This window comes from Bradyrhizobium sp. USDA 4451, assembly GCF_054822585.1.
On the sequence record NZ_JBTRCH010000001.1, the window covers coordinates 3,075,281 to 3,090,414 of the forward strand.

A 15,134-nucleotide genomic window follows, 5' to 3' on the forward strand; every position below is an offset into this window, starting at 1 on the left:
CTTAAGCCCCCTCGTCCAGTGCCACCAGCTCGCGCTTCCTGCGCAGCGACGGGAGCAGCGGGCCGACCAAGAGCACCAGCGCGAAGGCGAGGCAGATCGCCGAGATCGGCCGCTCCACGAAGGTCATCAGGTCGCCCTGGGAGAGGATCAGCGACTTGCGCAGATTGTTCTCCAGCATCGGCCCGAGCACGAAGGCGAGCACCAGCGGCGCCGGCTCGTAGCCGAGCTTGCGCATGAAATAGCCGATCACGCCGAACGCGATCATGACGTGGACGTCGAACACGTTGTTGCTGGAGCAGTAGACGCCGATGATGGTGAACAGGATGATCAGCGGGAACAGCACGTTGTAGGGCAGCCGCAGCAGCTGCACCCACATGCCGATCATCGGCAGATTGAGCACGAGCAGCATCAGATTGCCGATATACATGCTGGCGACGATGCCCCAGAACAGCGTCGGGTTCTGCGAGATCATCAGCGGTCCCGGCTGCAGGCCGTGGATCACGAAGGCGCCGAGCAGCAGCGCCATCACGACGTTCGGCGGGATGCCAAGCGTCATCAGCGGAATGAAGGCGCCGCCGGCCGCGGAATTGTTGGCCGATTCCGGCCCCGCGACGCCTTCGATCGCGCCATGGCCGAACCGCTCCGGATGCTTCGAGAGCCGCTTCTCCAGCGCATAGGATGCAAACGACGCCACCACGGCGCCGCCGCCGGGCAGGATGCCGAGGAAGAAGCCGAGCACGGTGCCGCGCGCCACCGGACCGCTGCTCGCCTTCCAGTCCTCCTTGCTCGGCAGCAGCTGGGTGATCCTGGTCTTGATGATGTCGCGCTTGATCGCCTGCTCGGTGTTGAGCAGCACCTCGGCGACGCCGAACAGGCCCATCACGACAGGCACGAGGCCGATGCCGTCGATCAGCTCGATACGGCCGAAGGTCAGCCGCGGCTGCGCAGTGATGCTGTCGAGCCCGACCAGGCCGAGCACGACGCCGATGCAGGCCATCAGCAGCGCTTTCGCCATCGAGCCCTGGGTGAGGAAGGTCAACACGACAAGGCCGAGCACCATCAGGCTGAAATATTCGGCCGGGCCGAACGCGATCGCGACGCTGGCGAGCGAGGGCGCCACCAGCATCAAGGCGACCAGCGAGAAGGTGCCGGCGATGAACGAGCCGAACGCGGAGATGCCGAGCGCCGGTCCGGCGCGGCCCTGCTTGGCCATCTGGTGGCCGTCGATGCAGGTGACCACGGAGGCGGCCTCGCCGGGAATGTTGACCAGGATCGAGGTGGTCGAGCCGCCATACATCGAGCCGTAATAGATGCCGGCCATCATGATGATGCCGGATTCCGCCGTGCCGGACAGCGTCACCGGCAGCAGCAGCGACATCGCCGAGATCGGGCCGATGCCGGGCAGCACGCCGACCAGCGTGCCGATGAAGACGCCGATGAAGCAGTAGAGCAAATTGACCGGCAGCAGCGCGATGCCGAGGCCGTGGGCGACGTTGACGAGAGTGTCCATGGGCAGCTCAACCGATCTCGAACAGGCCGCTCGGCAACTGGATCGCGAGCAGGTGCTTCAGCACCCACCACATCCCGAGCGGGGCAAGGATGGACAGCGGGATGGCGAGCGACCAGCGCACCGGATCGATCACGCGCAGCAGCAACAGCATCAGCGGGATCGCCGACAGCAGGAAGCCGAGCGGCTCCAGCGCAAAGGCGAATGCGGCGAGGCAGGCGATGACGAGCACCGGCTTGCCCCACCGCGCATTCTGCCAGCGCGACGCGAAAGTCGGCCCGCCCTCGGTGACCGCCGCGACCATGATCGAGACCGCGAACACGCACATCAGGATGCCGGTGTAGAACAGCACGTAGCCGGAGCCGGGATCGTTGATGGTGCCGAGCTTGAGCTTCAGGCCGGACCAGATCACGAAGAGGCCGAGCCCGAGCCCGATCAGACCGCCCCAGAGCTCGGAGTTGTTGAGGCGGAGTTTCACGTTGGTTTGGTCTGTCATGAGGAATGCTCTCGTCGCGTCGCAAGGGGGCATCGACCTATCCCCGTCATTGCGAGCGAAGCGAAGCAATCCATTTCACCGCGTCTGCGGAAAGATGGATTGCTTCGTCGCTTCGCTCCTCGCAATGACGGATAACGACGGGTGAGGCCTGTCGATTGTGCCTGCTACTTCTTCGCCAGGCCGAGCGTGTCGATCACCTTGCGCTCGGACTCGGTGACCTCGACCACGAATTTCTTGTAGTCCTCGGTGTTCTTGTAGTTCGGCACCATGTCGTATTTGGCAAGCGTTGCGATCACCGCGGGGTCCTCGATCGCCTTCTTGAAGGCGTCGTGCAGCTTGGCGACGATCTTGGGATCCATGCCCTTGGGGCCAGCGATGCCGAACGGCGAGTCGTAGATCATGGGATAGCCGAGCTCCTTCAGCGTCGGCACGTCGGGATAGTTCGGCGAGCGCGTGCCGGTCCACACCATCAACAGGCGGAGCTTGCCGGCGTCGACCAGCGGCCGCCAGCCGGTGGAATCGGCCTGCAGCATGGTGTGCTGGCCGAGCACCGCGGCGTTGGTCTCGGCGCCGCCCTTGAACGGCACCTGGGTCAGCTTGATCCCGGCCATCAACGCGATCTGCTCCATGCCGACATGGAGCGAGGTGCCGGTGCCGGGCGAGGCGTAGGTCACCTTGCCGGGATTCTTCTTGGCGAAATCGACCACGTCCTGCCAGCTCTTGAACTGCGAGTCCGCATTGGTCGTGACGCCGAACGTGTAGCCGGTGAGGTGCACGATGTAGGAGAAATCCTTCGCCGGATCCCACGACACCTCCTGCATCAGGGGCAGGCGAAACACCGTGATGGGGATCTGCGCGATGGTGTAGCCGTCGGGCTTGGCGCCCGCGGCCATCGTCGCCGGGCCCACGGTGCCGCCGCCACCCGCCTTGTTGTCGACCGCGATCGGTTGGCCCAGCACCTTGGAGGCGCTCTCGGCGATCGCGCGCATCGAAATATCGGTCGAGCCGCCCGCCGGCCACGGCACGATCAGCGTGATCGGCTTGGTCGGATAATCCTGCGCTTGCGCTGCAACCGACACCAGCATGCCGGCGGCGGCGAGCAGGACCATCAAGCGATTGCGCTGCGACATCTCGTTCTCTCCCTGGTGGCCGCGTTCGATCGCGGCCGCGTCTTGTTCGGTGTTGGCAATGATCGTCCCTGTCATTCGCAAGGACACACGGCGCATAGGACAGAACGCGGCGGACAACGGAAGAGCGAAGGCAGGGGCTGCGACAATTGGCCTGCCGCGCCGTGCCGCGCCCTGCCGAGCCGCGGAATTCAATCGGTCTTTGGTCTGAGCAGACTGGCCGTTTCCGGCAGCATGCGCGGAGGGCCGCGCCTGACCGGCAAGCCGGGTTTGGTCAAGCGAATTATCCAGGGAACCCAAGGGCATCCGAGGGCATCGGCGCCTTGCGGGATCGCAGCCTTCCAGTCATCATGGGCGATCCGCCGCAGGAAGCTTCCCCGACTGATGACGCTCTCGCCCGACGCCACCGACGACGCTGTGACGACGGCGTTTGCCGGCCTTCCCGCATTGCTTGACCAGGCTCCCATGCTGGTCGCGCGCGGGCGGCTGCTCGATTGCGACTGCCTGCTCGGGGAGTTGGCGCGGCCGTTTCATGCCACGATCCGCACCGGGCGCATCGTCGAGCTCAAGCCTGCGCCGGTCCTGATGCGCTCGTGGCGCTTTGCCTATCGTGCGACGCCGCAGGCCTGGGCCGCCTATTGGCAGGCCGAGCCGAAGCCCGGCTGGCATGATCTGCTGGCGTTGACCAAGCGCGGCGAGGCGGTGCTGGAGGGCGACCTCTATCCCTTCATGACGCATCTGCAGTACTTCAAGGACCTGCTGGCGCTGCCGCGGCAGCAATTCGCGGCGGGCGCAACATGAGCGGCGCCATCATGAACGGCCACATCGAGCCGATGGTCGGCCGCTACGTTCACGTCGAGATCGGCGGCGAGCTGCACCGGATCTATTTCGAGGAGAACGGCGAGGGCGTGCCGCTGCTCTGCCTGCACACCGCGGGATCGGATGCGCGACAGTGGCGGCATCTGCTCGCTGACGCGCAATTTGCCGAAAATTTCCGCATCATTGCCTTCGATATGCCCTGGCATGGCAAGTCGAATCCGCCGAAGAGCTGGACCGGCGATGAATACCAACTCACCACAGCACGCTACACCGAGACCATCCGCGCCTTCTGCCGTGCGCTGCGGCTGGAGAAGCCGGTCGTGATGGGCTGTTCGATCGGCGGCCGCATCGTGCTGAATCTCGCGATCGAACATGCCGCCGAATTCCGCGCGCTGATCGGGCTCGAGGCAGCCGACTTCCAGGCGCCGTGGTACGACACCGGCTGGCTGAACCGTCCGGACGTTCACGGCGGCGAAGTCTGCGCCGCGCTGGTATCGGGACTGATTGCGCCGCAGAGCCCGCAAGCCTCGCGGATGGAAACGCTGTGGGCCTACAAGCAGGGCGGCCCGGGCGTGTTCAAGGGCGACCTGTATTTCTACCGTGTCGATGGCGACCTGCGCGGCCAGGTCGCGTCAATCGATACTAAAGTATGCAAGCTGTATCTGCTCACGGGCGAGTATGATTTCTCCTGCACGCCCGAGGACACGAGGCGGACCGCAGCGGCAATAGGGAGCGCCAGCGTCACGATCATGGAGAAGCTCGGTCATTTTCCGATGAGCGAGAATCCGGAGCAGTTTCGCCGCTACATCGCACCCGTCCTCGCCGACATTCTCATGCACTAGATCGACGTTTCCACGAAGGAGTAGACGTATGACATCCAAATATCTCATCGGCTTCGCGCTCGCCGCCGCGCTCGGCGCGAGCCAGGCGCAGGCCCAGGAGCTGACCGGCACGCTGAAGAACATCAAGGACACCGGCGCGATCACGCTCGGCTACCGCGATTCCTCGATCCCGTTCTCCTATCTCGACGACAACCAGAAGCCCATCGGCTACGCGATGGACATCTGCTACAAGATCGTCGACGCGATCAAGAAGGAGCTCAAGCTCGACAAGCTCGAGGTCAAGCTCAACCCGGTGACCTCGGCGACGCGCATCCCACTGATGGCCAACGGCACCGTCGACCTCGAATGCGGCTCGACCACCAACAATGCCGAGCGCCAGAAGCAGGTCTCCTTCACCAACTCGCACTTCCTGACCGCGAGCCGCTACGTCACCAAGAAGGCGAACAAGATCAATTCGATCGATGACCTGAAGGGCAAGACGGTGGTGTCGACCGCCGGCACCACCAACATCAAGCAGCTCACCGAGGCCAACCTGGCGCGGGGCTTGAGCGTCAACATCATCCCGGCCAAGGATCATGCCGAGGCCTTCCTGATGGTCGAGACCGATCGTGCGGTTGCCTTCGTGATGGACGACATCCTGCTCGCGAGCCTCGTCGCCGGCTCGAAGTCGCCGGACGACTACGTCATCTCCAAGGATGCGTTCTCCAAGCCCGAGCCCTACGGCATCATGCTGCGCAAGGACGATGCGCCGTTCAAGAAGGTCGTCGACGCCGCCACGGCCGCGCTCTACACCAGCGGCGAGGGCCAGAAGATCTACGACAAGTGGTTCACCCAGAAGATTCCGCCGAAGGGCCTCAATCTCAACTCGCCGGCTGGACCGGAGATGAAGAAGCAGTTTGCGAAGCCGTCGGATTCGCCCGATCCCGATGCCTATCTGGTGAACTGATTGCACGGCCGAGTTTGACCCGTCGCCCCTCGGCGGCGGGTCCCGAAAGTGAGTATGTCCGGCCATTTTGGAGGAAGATGGCCGGACATTTGCATAGACGCCGCGCGCCAAGTCGGCGTAATGCGTGATCGCCGCGGCCGCGCGTGGGGGACCTGTGAACTATAATTGGAACTGGCACATCTTTCTTGAGCCGAACCCGATGGGGACCGGCACCTATCTCGACCTGCTGCTGTCGGGACTGGTGGTCACTGTCAAGGTGTCGGTGCTCGCCTGGATCATCGCGCTGGTGACCGGCTCGGTGATCGGCGTGCTGCGCACGCTGCCGTCGAAGACGGCGTCGTGGATCGGCTTCTGCTGGGTCGAGTTCTTCCGCAACATGCCGCTGCTGGTGCAGCTGTTCCTCTGGTTCTTCGTGCTGCCCGAGCTGCTGCCCAAATCCGCCGGGCTGTGGCTGAAGCAGCTGCCGAACGCACCGTTCTGGACCGCCGCGATCGGCGTCGGCCTGTTCATGTCGGCGCGCGTCGCCGTGCAATTGCAGGCCGGCATCACCTCGCTGCCGCGTGGCCAGAAGCAGGCCTCGACCGCGCTCGGCCTCACCACGGTGCAGACCTATCGCTACGTGCTGCTGCCGATGGCCTTCCGCATCATCCTGCCGCCGCTGACCTCCGAATTCCTCAACACCATCAAGAACAGCGCGGTCGCCATCACCATCGGCCTGATCGAATTGACCGGCGAGGCGCGCTCGATGCAGGAATTCTCGTTCCAGGTGTTCGAGGCCTTCACTGCGGCGACCGTGCTCTATCTTCTCCTCAATTTCGTCGTGGTGACCGCGATGCGCTTCCTCGAGCGCTATGTTGCGATCCCCGGCTACATCACGGGCAAATGACGATGCTCGGCAATTTCGATTTCGACGTCATCCGCCGCGCGCTGCCCTATCTGTTCTTCGAGGGCATGCGCTTCACGCTGACCCTGACGGCGCTTGCTGCGTTCGGCGGCCTGGTGTTCGGCACCCTGATCGCCCTGATGCGGTTGTCGAGCTACAAATGGCTCGGGCGCATCGCGGGCCTTTATGTCGACTTCATCCGCTCGCTGCCGCTGGTGCTGGTGATCTTCTGGTTCTACTTCCTGGTGCCCTATATCGGGCAGTGGCTGACCGGAGCGTCGCGGCCGATCACGGTCGGCGCCTTTGCCTCCTCGCTGATCACCTTCATCGCATTCGAGGCGGCCTATTTCTCCGAGATCATGCGCGCCGGCATCCAGTCGATCTCGAAGGGCCAGCCGGCCGCGGCTAGCGCGCTCGGCCTGACCTACGCGCAGTCGATGCGCTACGTCGTGCTGCCGCAGGCGTTCCGCAACATGCTGCCGGTGCTGCTGACGCAGACCATCGTGCTGTTCCAGGACACCTCGCTGGTCTACGTGCTGTCGATCCCGGATTTCCTCGGCGCCGCCAGCAAGGTCGCGCAGCGCGACGGCCGTCTGGTCGAAATGTACCTGTTCGCCGCGCTGGTCTACTTCGTCATTTCCTGTGTCGCATCCTTTGGTGTCCGCCGCCTGCAGGCGCGCATCGCCATCGTTCGCTGATCAAACGAGCTGAGCCATCATGATCGAGATCAATCACGTCAACAAATGGTACGGGCCGGCCTTCCAGGTGCTGAAGGACTGCACCACCAGCGTCGCCAAGGGCGAGGTGGTGGTGGTCTGCGGCCCCTCCGGCTCGGGCAAGTCGACCCTGATCAAATGCGTCAATGCGCTGGAGCCGATCCAGGGCGGCGACATCACGCTCGACGGCGTCAAGGTCAACGATCCCAAGACCGACCTGCCGAAGCTGCGCTCGCGCGTCGGCATGGTGTTCCAGCATTTCGAGCTGTTCCCGCATCTGCGCATCATCGACAATCTCTGCCTCGCGCAGGAGAAGGTGCTGGGCCGCAAGCATGACGGGGCCATGGCCAAGGGCATGAAGCTTTTGGAGCGCGTCGGGCTGAAGGATCACGCCAAGAAGTTTCCCGCCGAATTGTCCGGCGGCCAGCAGCAGCGCGTCGCGATCGCCCGCGCGCTGGCGATGGACCCGATCGCGATGCTGTTCGACGAGCCGACCTCGGCGCTCGACCCGGAAATGATCAGCGAGGTGCTCGACGTCATGGTCGACCTCGCCCGCGAGGGCATGACCATGATGGTGGTGACCCACGAAATGGGCTTCGCCAATAAGGTCGCCGACCGCGTCATCTTCATGGACCGCGGCGAGATCGTCGAGGATGCCAAGAAGGCCGACTTCTTCGGCACGCCGCGCAGCGACCGCGCGCAGAAGTTCCTGTCGAAGATCCTGCAGCATTAGGGGGCGTCGTTCTCTCCACTCCGTCATTCCGGGGCTCGCGAAGCGAGAGCCCGGAGTCCATTGGGCCGCATCTTCTGCTGTGAAATGGATTCCGGGCTCGCGACTCTGGCGCGCCCCGGAATGACGGTGGGGAGAGGGTTTATCCCCGTTAACAATTTGCGTATACGAAAGCCCAGAACTCCCCCTTCGTCCGCAGGAGAACTCGCGTGGAAAAGATCGCTTACGTCAACGGCTCGTACGTGCCGCATTCCGAGGCCAAGGTCTCGGTGTTCGACCGCGGTTTCCTGTTCGCCGACGGCATCTATGAGGTGGCGGCGGTGCTCGAGGGCAAGCTGATCGACAACGCCTCGCATCTGGAGCGGCTGAAGCGTTCGGTCGGCGAGATCCAGCTGGCGCTGCCGGAGACGCTGGAGCGGATCGAGGAGATCCAGAAGGAGCTGGTCAAGCGCAACAACCTCGTCAACGGCATGGTCTATCTCGAGGTCACCCGCGGCGCCGACAAAGGCCGCGATTTCGCGTTCCCGACGGCCGACGTCAAGCCGACGCTGGTCATGTTCACCTCGGAAAAGGACATCATCAACGCGCCCTCGGCCAAGACCGGCATCAAGGTCATCACGGTGCCCGACATCCGCTGGGAACGGCGCGACATCAAGAGCGTGGCGCTGCTCGCGCAGGTGCTGGCCAAGCAGGCCGCGGCCGCGGCCGGCGCCGGCGAAGCCTGGATGATCGAGGACGGCAAGATCACCGAGGGCGGCTCGTCGTCGTCCTTCATCGTCACCCAGGACGACGTCATCGTGACCCGGCAGAACGGCAATGAGATCCTGCCCGGCTGCACCCGCAAGGCGGTGGTCAAGCTCGCCGAGGAGCGTCAGCTGCGCATCGAGGAACGCGCCTTCACGGTCGCCGAAGCACTCGCCGCCAAGGAAGCCTTCATCACCAGCGCCTCGGTGTTCGTGCAGGGCGTGGTCGCGATCGACGGCAAGGCGGTCGGCAGCGGCAAGGTCGGCCCGATCACCGATCGCCTGCGCGAGATCTATGTCGAGTTCGCGCGGGCGACCGCGGTTTAATCTGTCCCTATTCGCGCTGTCATCGCCCGGCTCGACCGGGCGATCCAGTATTCCAGATGCCGCGGTGCTCGAGCCGAGAAGCCGCGGCGTACTGGATGCCCCGCATGAAGCGGGGCATGACAGCTGAATATTTGGCGATCAGTATCGCCCTCAAGCCGCGACCTTCACTTTCACCGGATGGACTGCGCGGAAGCCGATGGCGATCCGGTTCCAGGCGTTGATCGCGCCGATCAGCGTGGTCAGGTTGACCAGCTCGCCGTCCGAGAACTGCGCACGTACCGCCTCATAGTCGGCATCGGGCGCGTGCGTGTCTGCAACCAGCGTCAGCGCTTCGGTCCAGGCCAGCGCCGCGCGCTCGCGCTCGGAGTAGAGCGGTGACTCGCGCCAGGCATTGAGCAGATAGAGCCGCTGCTCGGTCTCGCCATGCTTGCGGGCGTCCTCGGTGTGCATGTTGATGCAGTAGGCGCAGCCGTTGATCTGCGAGGCGCGGGTCTTCACCAGTTCGATCAGCGATTGCTCGAGACCGCTCGCGGTGATCTGGCTTTCCACCGCAACCAGCGCTTTGATGGTTTCGGGGGCGGCCTGGTAGAAGTTCATCCGGGGTTTCATGCTCGTTCTCCTTGGTTGTGGGTTCAGTAACAAGGCTAGTGCGCGCCGCCGCCGCCAGCCAGCTGGCCCGGCTTCTTCAGGAACAGGGTTGCGACCAGCGCGATGATCAGCGCCACGCCGAGCAGGTAGAAGGTGTCGCTGAAGGCCAGGATGTAGGCCTGCTTCTGCACGACATTGCCGATCGCGGCGATCGCGCGGTGGGCGGCGGCGGCCTGGTCGGCGACGCCGTGGTTCATGAAATACTGCGTCATCTGCGCGATCCGGGTGCGGGTTGCCTCCTCCAGCAGCGAGACCGACTGCATCAGCACGTTGGAATGATACTGCTCGCGCTTGGTCAGCAGGGTCTGCAGCGCGGCGATGCCGATTGCGCCGCCGAGGTTGCGCATCATGTTGAACAGCGCTGACGCCGATCCGGCATTCTCCGCTTCAATTCCGGCCGTTGCAACCGCCGACAGCGGGGCAAATGCAAGCGCCTGACCGACGGCACGAACGACGTTCGGCCACAGCAGCTGATCGGCGGCATAGTCGTTGGTCATGTAGATGTTCATGAAGTTGGAGCCGGCGAACAGCGCAAATCCGATACCGATCACGATGCGCGGGTCGAAGCGCTGCATCAGCTTAGGCACCAGCGGGATCAGCACGAGCTGCGGCAGTCCGGTCCATGCCAGCACCATGCCGATCTGCTCGGCATTGTAGCCCTGGATGCGCGACAGGTACTGCGGCAGGATGAACACCGAGCCGTACAGCGCAATGCCCATCAGGAAGTTCGCCAGCATGCCGAAGCCGAAATTGCGGCGGGCGAGCAGGCGCAGATTGAGCAGCGGCTTCTCGACGGTGAATTCGACGATCAGGAAGGCTGTCAGCGCAACCGCTGCGATGACAGACAGGCGGACGATGAAGGGCGAGCCGAACCAGTCGTCCTTGTTGCCTTCTTCGAGCACGGTCTGCAGCGCGGCCAGCCCGATCGCCATGGTGATGATGCCGAGCCAGTCGCCCTGGCGGATCAGCGACAGCTTCATCGGGCTCGGATCGAGCGAGACGTACAGCATCGCGATCATCACGGCGCCGGGCACCAGATTGACATAGAAGATGTACTGCCAGCCCCAGTTCTCGGTGAGATAACCGCCGATGGTCGGGCCGATCGCCGGCGCGAACGTCGCCGACAGCGCGAACAGCGCCAGCCCGATCGGCTGCTTGGCCTTCGGCAGCAGCGTGATGATCAGCGTGAACGCCATCGGGATCAGCACGCCGCCGGTGAAGCCTTGCACGGCGCGCAGCGCGATCATCTGCGGCAGGTCCTGGGCCAGCGCGCAGGCCGCCGAGAACACCAGGAACAGGAACGCATTGGTGAGCAGATAAAGGCGAACCGAGAAGACCCGCGCGAGCCAGCCGGACAGCGGGATCACCACGATCTCGGCAATCAGATAGGAGGTCGAAATCCAGCCACCGTCATCGATGCCGGCGCCGATGCCGCCTTGAATGTCGGCGAGCGAGGCGTTGACGATCTGGATGTTGAGCACCGCCATGAACGCGCCGAGCGTGGCGCCGATCACCGCGATCCAGGTCCGCGTCGAGACCGCAGGCGCGGCGGGTGCTGCGGGTTTCGAAAGATCGGCCGTATTGGCTGCATCGGCTGTGGGCTGGAGTGTGGTCATCGGGGTCGTCCTTGCTGACTCAAACAACATGTATTAGGCGGCCGGTTTCGATAATCCGGGAAAGGGTGGAAGGATTGTCCGGCAGAGCTTGATAATCGGATGCCTAGCTGTTCTGCCGTTCGTAGCGGCTTGCCGCAGCAGCTGGTCTATCGCCGGTGTGCGCGGCACGAAGGAGAAGCGATCACGGAGAGGCACACAGCAAAGCGCGATCGACCGCCGATGCGGTGATCGATCGCGCTTGGCCAATTGAAGAACCGTTCGTCCCTAGCCGCCATGCGGCCGCGTCGCCGACGCCAGCCGCCGCTTCTCGTCGCGTTCGGCCAGCACCGTGGCCTTGGTGTTGACGGTCGGGGTCGCCGACATGCCCGGCCGCAGCAGGCCGGTCAGGCTGTGATCGTCGAGCACGATCTTCACCGGCACGCGCTGCACGATCTTGGTGAAATTGCCGGTGGCGTTGTCGGGCGGCAGCAGCGCGAATTCGAGGCCGCTGGCCGGCGACAGACTGTCGACATGACCTTTCAAGGTGGTGCCGTGGAAACTGTCGACGGTGAGCTCGACCGGCTGGCCATTCCGCACATGGGTCAGCTGCGTCTCCTTGAAATTGGCGACCACATAGACCGCATCGAGCGGCACCACCGCCATCAGCTGGGTGCCGGCCTGCACGTACTGGCCAACACGGAGCGTGCGGGCGCCGACCGTGCCGTCGACCGGCGCGGTGATCTTCGCATAGGACAGATTGAGCTCGGCCTGCTGCTCGACTGCGCGGGCGCGGTCGACCTGCGCAGCGGCCTGGGCACGCTGCGTGGTCAGTACATCGACCTAGCGCTGCGCTGCCGACAGCGCCGATTTCGCGTGCTGCAATTGCGCGGTGTTGGCGCGCAGCGCCGCATCGGTCTGCTGCGCGCGCTGAATGGTGCCGGAGCCGGACTTCATCAGCCCGTCGTAGCGGCTCTGCTCCTCCTGGGCGAATTTCAGATTGGCTTCGGCGGCTTCGACATCGGCGGTGCTCTGGTCGATGATCGGTTGCTGCAGCTCGAGCTGGGCATCGAGGTTGCGCACCGACGCGCTCGCGGCGTCGACGTCAGCCTTGGCCTGGCCGAGCGCGGTGCGGTAATCGCGATCGTCGATCTCGGCCAGCAGCTGGCCGGCCTTCACCGGCTGGTTGTCGGTGACCAGCACGCGGGCGATATAGCCCGACACTTTCGGTGCGATGATCGTAGAGTCCGCCTTCACATAGGCGTCGTCCGTCGATTCGAGGTAGCGGCCGGTGGTGAGATAGTCGTAGCCAAAATCGGCGGCGACGGCGATGCCGAGCAGCGCGGCGAGCCCGAGGGCTGCCCGCTTGAACGTCGCGCGCGACGGGCGCAGGCCAATTTTAGCCGATTCGTCAGGGACATAGGTTGTGGTCGACATGGCATCCTCCGGGTCGAACATTCGCGTCCTTCCAGAAAGGGCGCCGATCTCGACCCGTTAGATGCAATGTCCTCCTCGCTGTGATAATCCCGATAAAACTGGAAGCATTATCAAGCCAGCGCTGATAATCCGGACGTCGCGCACATGGATCGCCTGACCAGCCTGACCGCCTTCGTCCGGGTCGTGGATGCCGGCGGCTTTTCCGCGGCCGGCCGCAAGCTCAACATGTCCACCACCATGGTGAGCAACCATGTGCAGTCGCTGGAGGACCGGCTCGGCGCCCGGCTGCTCAACCGCACCACGCGCAAGGTCAGCCTCACCGAGGTCGGCCAGGCCTATTACGACCGCTGCGTCCAGATCCTCGCCGACATCGAACAGGCCGACGACATCGCGGGCGCGTTGCAGTCGGTGCCGCGCGGCACGCTGCGCATCTACACCAACACCCACCTAGCGCAGTTCCTGTCGCCCGCGGTGGTCGAGTTCCTGGCGACCTATCCGGAGGTCAAGGTCGACCTCGCGATCGGCGAGCGCAATGTCGACCTGATCGACGAGAATTACGATCTCGCCGTGCGCATGCTCCCGCCGCCGGATTCCAGCCTGATCGTGCGCAGCATCGCGACCTGGCGGCACGTGCTGTGTTGTTCGCACGGCTATATCGAACAGCACGGCAAGCCCGCGCAACTCGCCGACCTCGCGGAACGCAATTGCATCCGTCACGTCAATTATCCCTATGGCGACGAGTGGCATTTCGTCGACCGCAAGGGCACGCCGGCGTCGGTGAAGGTCAGCGGCAATCTGGTCGCCAACAGCGGCGACACGCTGCGGCTCGCCGCATTGGCCGGCGTCGGCGTGTTCCTCGCGGCAGGCTTCCTGGTGCGCGACGAGCTCGAGTCCGGCCAATTGGTCCGCCTGTTGCCCGAGTACCGGCCGGTCGAGTTCACCATGAACGCGGTCTATCCGCACCGCCATCATCTCTCGGCGAAGGTCCGCACCTTCATCGATCTCCTGGTGCATCACGCCACCGAGCAGCAGAAGCTGATCAATCCGTATTCGTGAGGAGCGTGGAAAGAGCCGCGCACGCACATCTATCTCCGTCACCCTGAGGAGCGCGAAGCGCGTGTCGAAGGGTCGACGGCCCCACTGTGGCCGTCCATCCTTCGAGGGCCGCTGAAGAGAGCGGCCACCTCAGGATGACGGGACCGGAAGTGGAGCGCTTCCTTCTGCATCATGGCGCCCCGGTCCCCCTTGCATGGCGCTCCCGTGTATCAAGGTCGCGTCACTTGCCGGGGTCCGCCATGCCGCTTCGCTTCCTCGCATCGCTTCTGTTCGCGTTTTTCAGCAAACCTGCTGTTGCAGGTGCCGGCGCGCGCCGCCTATCCCGACCATATCGTGAAGATCGTGGTGCCGTTCGCGCCGGGCGGCGGCACCGATGTGGTGGCGCGCACGCTGGCGCAGGAGATGCAGAAGGATCTCGGCGTCACCGTCATCGTCGAGAACAAGCCGGGGGCTGGCACGATCATCGGCACGCAGAGTGTCGGGGCGAGCCCACCAGACGGCTATACCCTGCTGATGGCGACCTTCGCCAACGCGGTCAATCCGAGCCTCTACCGCAAGCTGCCCTATGACGCGCACAAGGATTTTGCCCCCGTGGCGCTGGTGGCGCGCTCCTTCAATGTCGTGGTGGTCAATCCATCCTCGCCGATCAAGTCGATCGCCGATCTGGTCGCGGCCGCGAAGGCTGATCCGGAAAAGCTGTCCTACGGCACTTATGGCACCGGCACCTCGGCACATCTCGCCGGTGAATTGTTCAAGCACATGACGGGAGTCAATCTCACCACCGTGCCCTACAAGGGTGCGGCGCCGGCCATCACCGACCTCCTGGGTGGCCAGATCCAGGTGATGTTCACGACGGTGGCGAGCTGCGCGTCGCTGGTCGAAGCCGGGCAGCTGCGCGCGATCGGCGTAACCTCGACTGAGCGCTCGCCCGCGTTCCCGCAGCTGCCGACGGTGTCCGAAGCCGGCGTGCCGGGCTACGTCGCGGAATCCTGGTACGGCCTTTACGCCCCTGCGAACACGCCGCCCGACGTGATCGACCGGCTCAACACGTCCGCGGCCAAGGCCGTGCAGGCGGAGGCCTTCAAGAAGCTCAGCGTCAACGAGGGCCTCGTGATGGTGGCACAGCCTCCGGCCGAGCTTGACCGCTACTTTTCCGGTGAGGAAGCGCGCTGGCGCAAGGTGATCCAGGACGCCGGCATCAAAGCCGAATAGGCAGCGTGCCCGGTGCGGCGATCACATCTTTTTGCATCGCCATGCCGTAACTG

At 64.3% G+C, this 15,134-nt stretch carries 14 protein-coding genes and 1 pseudogene; 9 read left to right on the forward strand and 6 right to left on the reverse strand.

Annotated elements, in window-relative coordinates; genetic code table 11:
* Nucleotide 1: 1 nt before the first annotated feature.
* The 3 genes from ACVMB0_RS14210 to ACVMB0_RS14220 form a co-directional block, all read right to left on the reverse strand.
* Entirely contained in the window at nucleotides 2-1,510 is a 1,509-nt protein-coding gene (locus ACVMB0_RS14210; protein WP_456750248.1) for a tripartite tricarboxylate transporter permease, read from the reverse strand.
* 7 nt (nucleotides 1,511-1,517) lie between these two features.
* Nucleotides 1,518-2,003, reverse strand: coding sequence for a tripartite tricarboxylate transporter TctB family protein (locus ACVMB0_RS14215; RefSeq protein ID WP_456750247.1), 486 nt, complete (start codon nucleotides 2,001-2,003; stop codon nucleotides 1,518-1,520).
* A gap of 164 nt (nucleotides 2,004-2,167) precedes the next feature.
* Nucleotides 2,168-3,133 carry a Bug family tripartite tricarboxylate transporter substrate binding protein gene (locus ACVMB0_RS14220; protein ID WP_456756298.1) on the reverse strand — a complete coding sequence of 322 codons (966 nt, stop codon included), beginning with the start codon at nucleotides 3,131-3,133 and terminating at the stop codon, nucleotides 2,168-2,170.
* A gap of 381 nt (nucleotides 3,134-3,514) precedes the next feature.
* On the opposite strand from ACVMB0_RS14220, the gene ACVMB0_RS14225 reads away from it, so the two are divergent.
* The 7 genes from ACVMB0_RS14225 (at nucleotide 3,515) to ACVMB0_RS14255 (ending at nucleotide 9,136) form a co-directional block, all read left to right on the forward strand.
* Nucleotides 3,515-3,931: a hypothetical protein gene (locus tag ACVMB0_RS14225; RefSeq protein WP_461346657.1), complete on the forward strand. Its 417-nt coding sequence runs from the start codon at nucleotides 3,515-3,517 to the stop codon at nucleotides 3,929-3,931.
* Nucleotides 3,928-4,791, forward strand: coding sequence for an alpha/beta fold hydrolase (locus ACVMB0_RS14230; RefSeq protein WP_461346658.1), 864 nt, complete (start codon nucleotides 3,928-3,930; stop codon nucleotides 4,789-4,791). The genes ACVMB0_RS14225 and ACVMB0_RS14230 overlap by 4 nt, the downstream gene beginning before the upstream one ends.
* 28 nt (nucleotides 4,792-4,819) lie before the next feature.
* The gene (locus tag ACVMB0_RS14235) at nucleotides 4,820-5,737 is read left to right on the forward strand and encodes an amino acid ABC transporter substrate-binding protein (protein WP_456750244.1); all 918 of its coding nucleotides are present in this window, start codon (nucleotides 4,820-4,822) and stop codon (nucleotides 5,735-5,737) included.
* A gap of 154 nt (nucleotides 5,738-5,891) precedes the next feature.
* Nucleotides 5,892-6,623, forward strand: a complete 732-nt coding sequence (locus ACVMB0_RS14240) for an amino acid ABC transporter permease (protein WP_456750243.1) — start codon at nucleotides 5,892-5,894, stop codon at nucleotides 6,621-6,623.
* 2 nt (nucleotides 6,624-6,625) lie between these two features.
* On the forward strand, nucleotides 6,626-7,318 hold the full coding sequence (locus ACVMB0_RS14245) for an amino acid ABC transporter permease (protein ID WP_456750242.1): 693 nt from the start codon (nucleotides 6,626-6,628) through the stop codon (nucleotides 7,316-7,318).
* A gap of 19 nt (nucleotides 7,319-7,337) precedes the next feature.
* The gene (locus tag ACVMB0_RS14250; RefSeq protein ID WP_456750241.1) at nucleotides 7,338-8,069 is read left to right on the forward strand and encodes an amino acid ABC transporter ATP-binding protein; all 732 of its coding nucleotides are present in this window, start codon (nucleotides 7,338-7,340) and stop codon (nucleotides 8,067-8,069) included.
* A 206-nt stretch (nucleotides 8,070-8,275) separates the two neighbouring features.
* Nucleotides 8,276-9,136: a D-amino-acid transaminase gene (locus tag ACVMB0_RS14255; RefSeq protein WP_461346659.1), complete on the forward strand. Its 861-nt coding sequence runs from the start codon at nucleotides 8,276-8,278 to the stop codon at nucleotides 9,134-9,136.
* Nucleotides 9,137-9,286: 150 nt separating this feature from the next.
* Here the strand turns inward: ACVMB0_RS14255 and ACVMB0_RS14260 are convergent, their stop codons facing one another.
* From ACVMB0_RS14260 to ACVMB0_RS14270, 3 genes and pseudogenes are all read right to left on the reverse strand, one after another.
* Nucleotides 9,287-9,745 carry a carboxymuconolactone decarboxylase family protein gene (locus ACVMB0_RS14260; protein ID WP_456750239.1) on the reverse strand — a complete coding sequence of 153 codons (459 nt, stop codon included), beginning with the start codon at nucleotides 9,743-9,745 and terminating at the stop codon, nucleotides 9,287-9,289.
* Nucleotides 9,746-9,780: 35 nt separating this feature from the next.
* A complete protein-coding gene (locus ACVMB0_RS14265; RefSeq protein WP_461346660.1) occupies nucleotides 9,781-11,400 on the reverse strand; it encodes an MDR family MFS transporter in 1,620 nt (539 codons plus the stop codon).
* 264 nt (nucleotides 11,401-11,664) lie between these two features.
* Nucleotides 11,665-12,813 (reverse strand): annotated as a pseudogene (locus ACVMB0_RS14270) (HlyD family secretion protein).
* Nucleotides 12,814-12,957: 144 nt separating this feature from the next.
* Here ACVMB0_RS14270 and ACVMB0_RS14275 point away from each other — a divergent pair.
* Both ACVMB0_RS14275 and ACVMB0_RS14280 read left to right on the forward strand, forming a co-directional pair.
* Entirely contained in the window at nucleotides 12,958-13,869 is a 912-nt protein-coding gene (locus ACVMB0_RS14275) for a LysR family transcriptional regulator (protein ID WP_461346661.1), read from the forward strand.
* Between the two features lie 300 nt (nucleotides 13,870-14,169).
* Nucleotides 14,170-15,081 carry a tripartite tricarboxylate transporter substrate binding protein gene (locus tag ACVMB0_RS14280; RefSeq protein ID WP_461349651.1) on the forward strand — a complete coding sequence of 304 codons (912 nt, stop codon included), beginning with the start codon at nucleotides 14,170-14,172 and terminating at the stop codon, nucleotides 15,079-15,081.
* Nucleotides 15,082-15,134 lie beyond the last annotated feature (53 nt).

Bases quoted from the DNA above. Each gene is read 5' to 3' on its own strand.
- ACVMB0_RS14210 (WP_456750248.1), bottom strand. From the start codon at position 1,510: ATGGACACTCTCGTCAACGTCGCCCACGGCCTCGGCATCGCGCTGCTG.
- ACVMB0_RS14215 (WP_456750247.1), bottom strand. From the start codon at position 2,003: ATGACAGACCAAACCAACGTGAAACTCCGCCTCAACAACTCCGAGCTC.
- ACVMB0_RS14220 (WP_456756298.1), bottom strand. From the start codon at position 3,133: ATGTCGCAGCGCAATCGCTTGATGGTCCTGCTCGCCGCCGCCGGCATG.
- ACVMB0_RS14225 (WP_461346657.1), top strand. From the start codon at position 3,515: ATGACGCTCTCGCCCGACGCCACCGACGACGCTGTGACGACGGCGTTT.
- ACVMB0_RS14230 (WP_461346658.1), top strand. From the start codon at position 3,928: ATGAGCGGCGCCATCATGAACGGCCACATCGAGCCGATGGTCGGCCGC.
- ACVMB0_RS14235 (WP_456750244.1), top strand. From the start codon at position 4,820: ATGACATCCAAATATCTCATCGGCTTCGCGCTCGCCGCCGCGCTCGGC.
- ACVMB0_RS14245 (WP_456750242.1), top strand. From the start codon at position 6,626: ATGCTCGGCAATTTCGATTTCGACGTCATCCGCCGCGCGCTGCCCTAT.
- ACVMB0_RS14250 (WP_456750241.1), top strand. From the start codon at position 7,338: ATGATCGAGATCAATCACGTCAACAAATGGTACGGGCCGGCCTTCCAG.
- ACVMB0_RS14260 (WP_456750239.1), bottom strand. From the start codon at position 9,745: ATGAAACCCCGGATGAACTTCTACCAGGCCGCCCCCGAAACCATCAAA.
- ACVMB0_RS14265 (WP_461346660.1), bottom strand. From the start codon at position 11,400: ATGACCACACTCCAGCCCACAGCCGATGCAGCCAATACGGCCGATCTT.
- ACVMB0_RS14275 (WP_461346661.1), top strand. From the start codon at position 12,958: ATGGATCGCCTGACCAGCCTGACCGCCTTCGTCCGGGTCGTGGATGCC.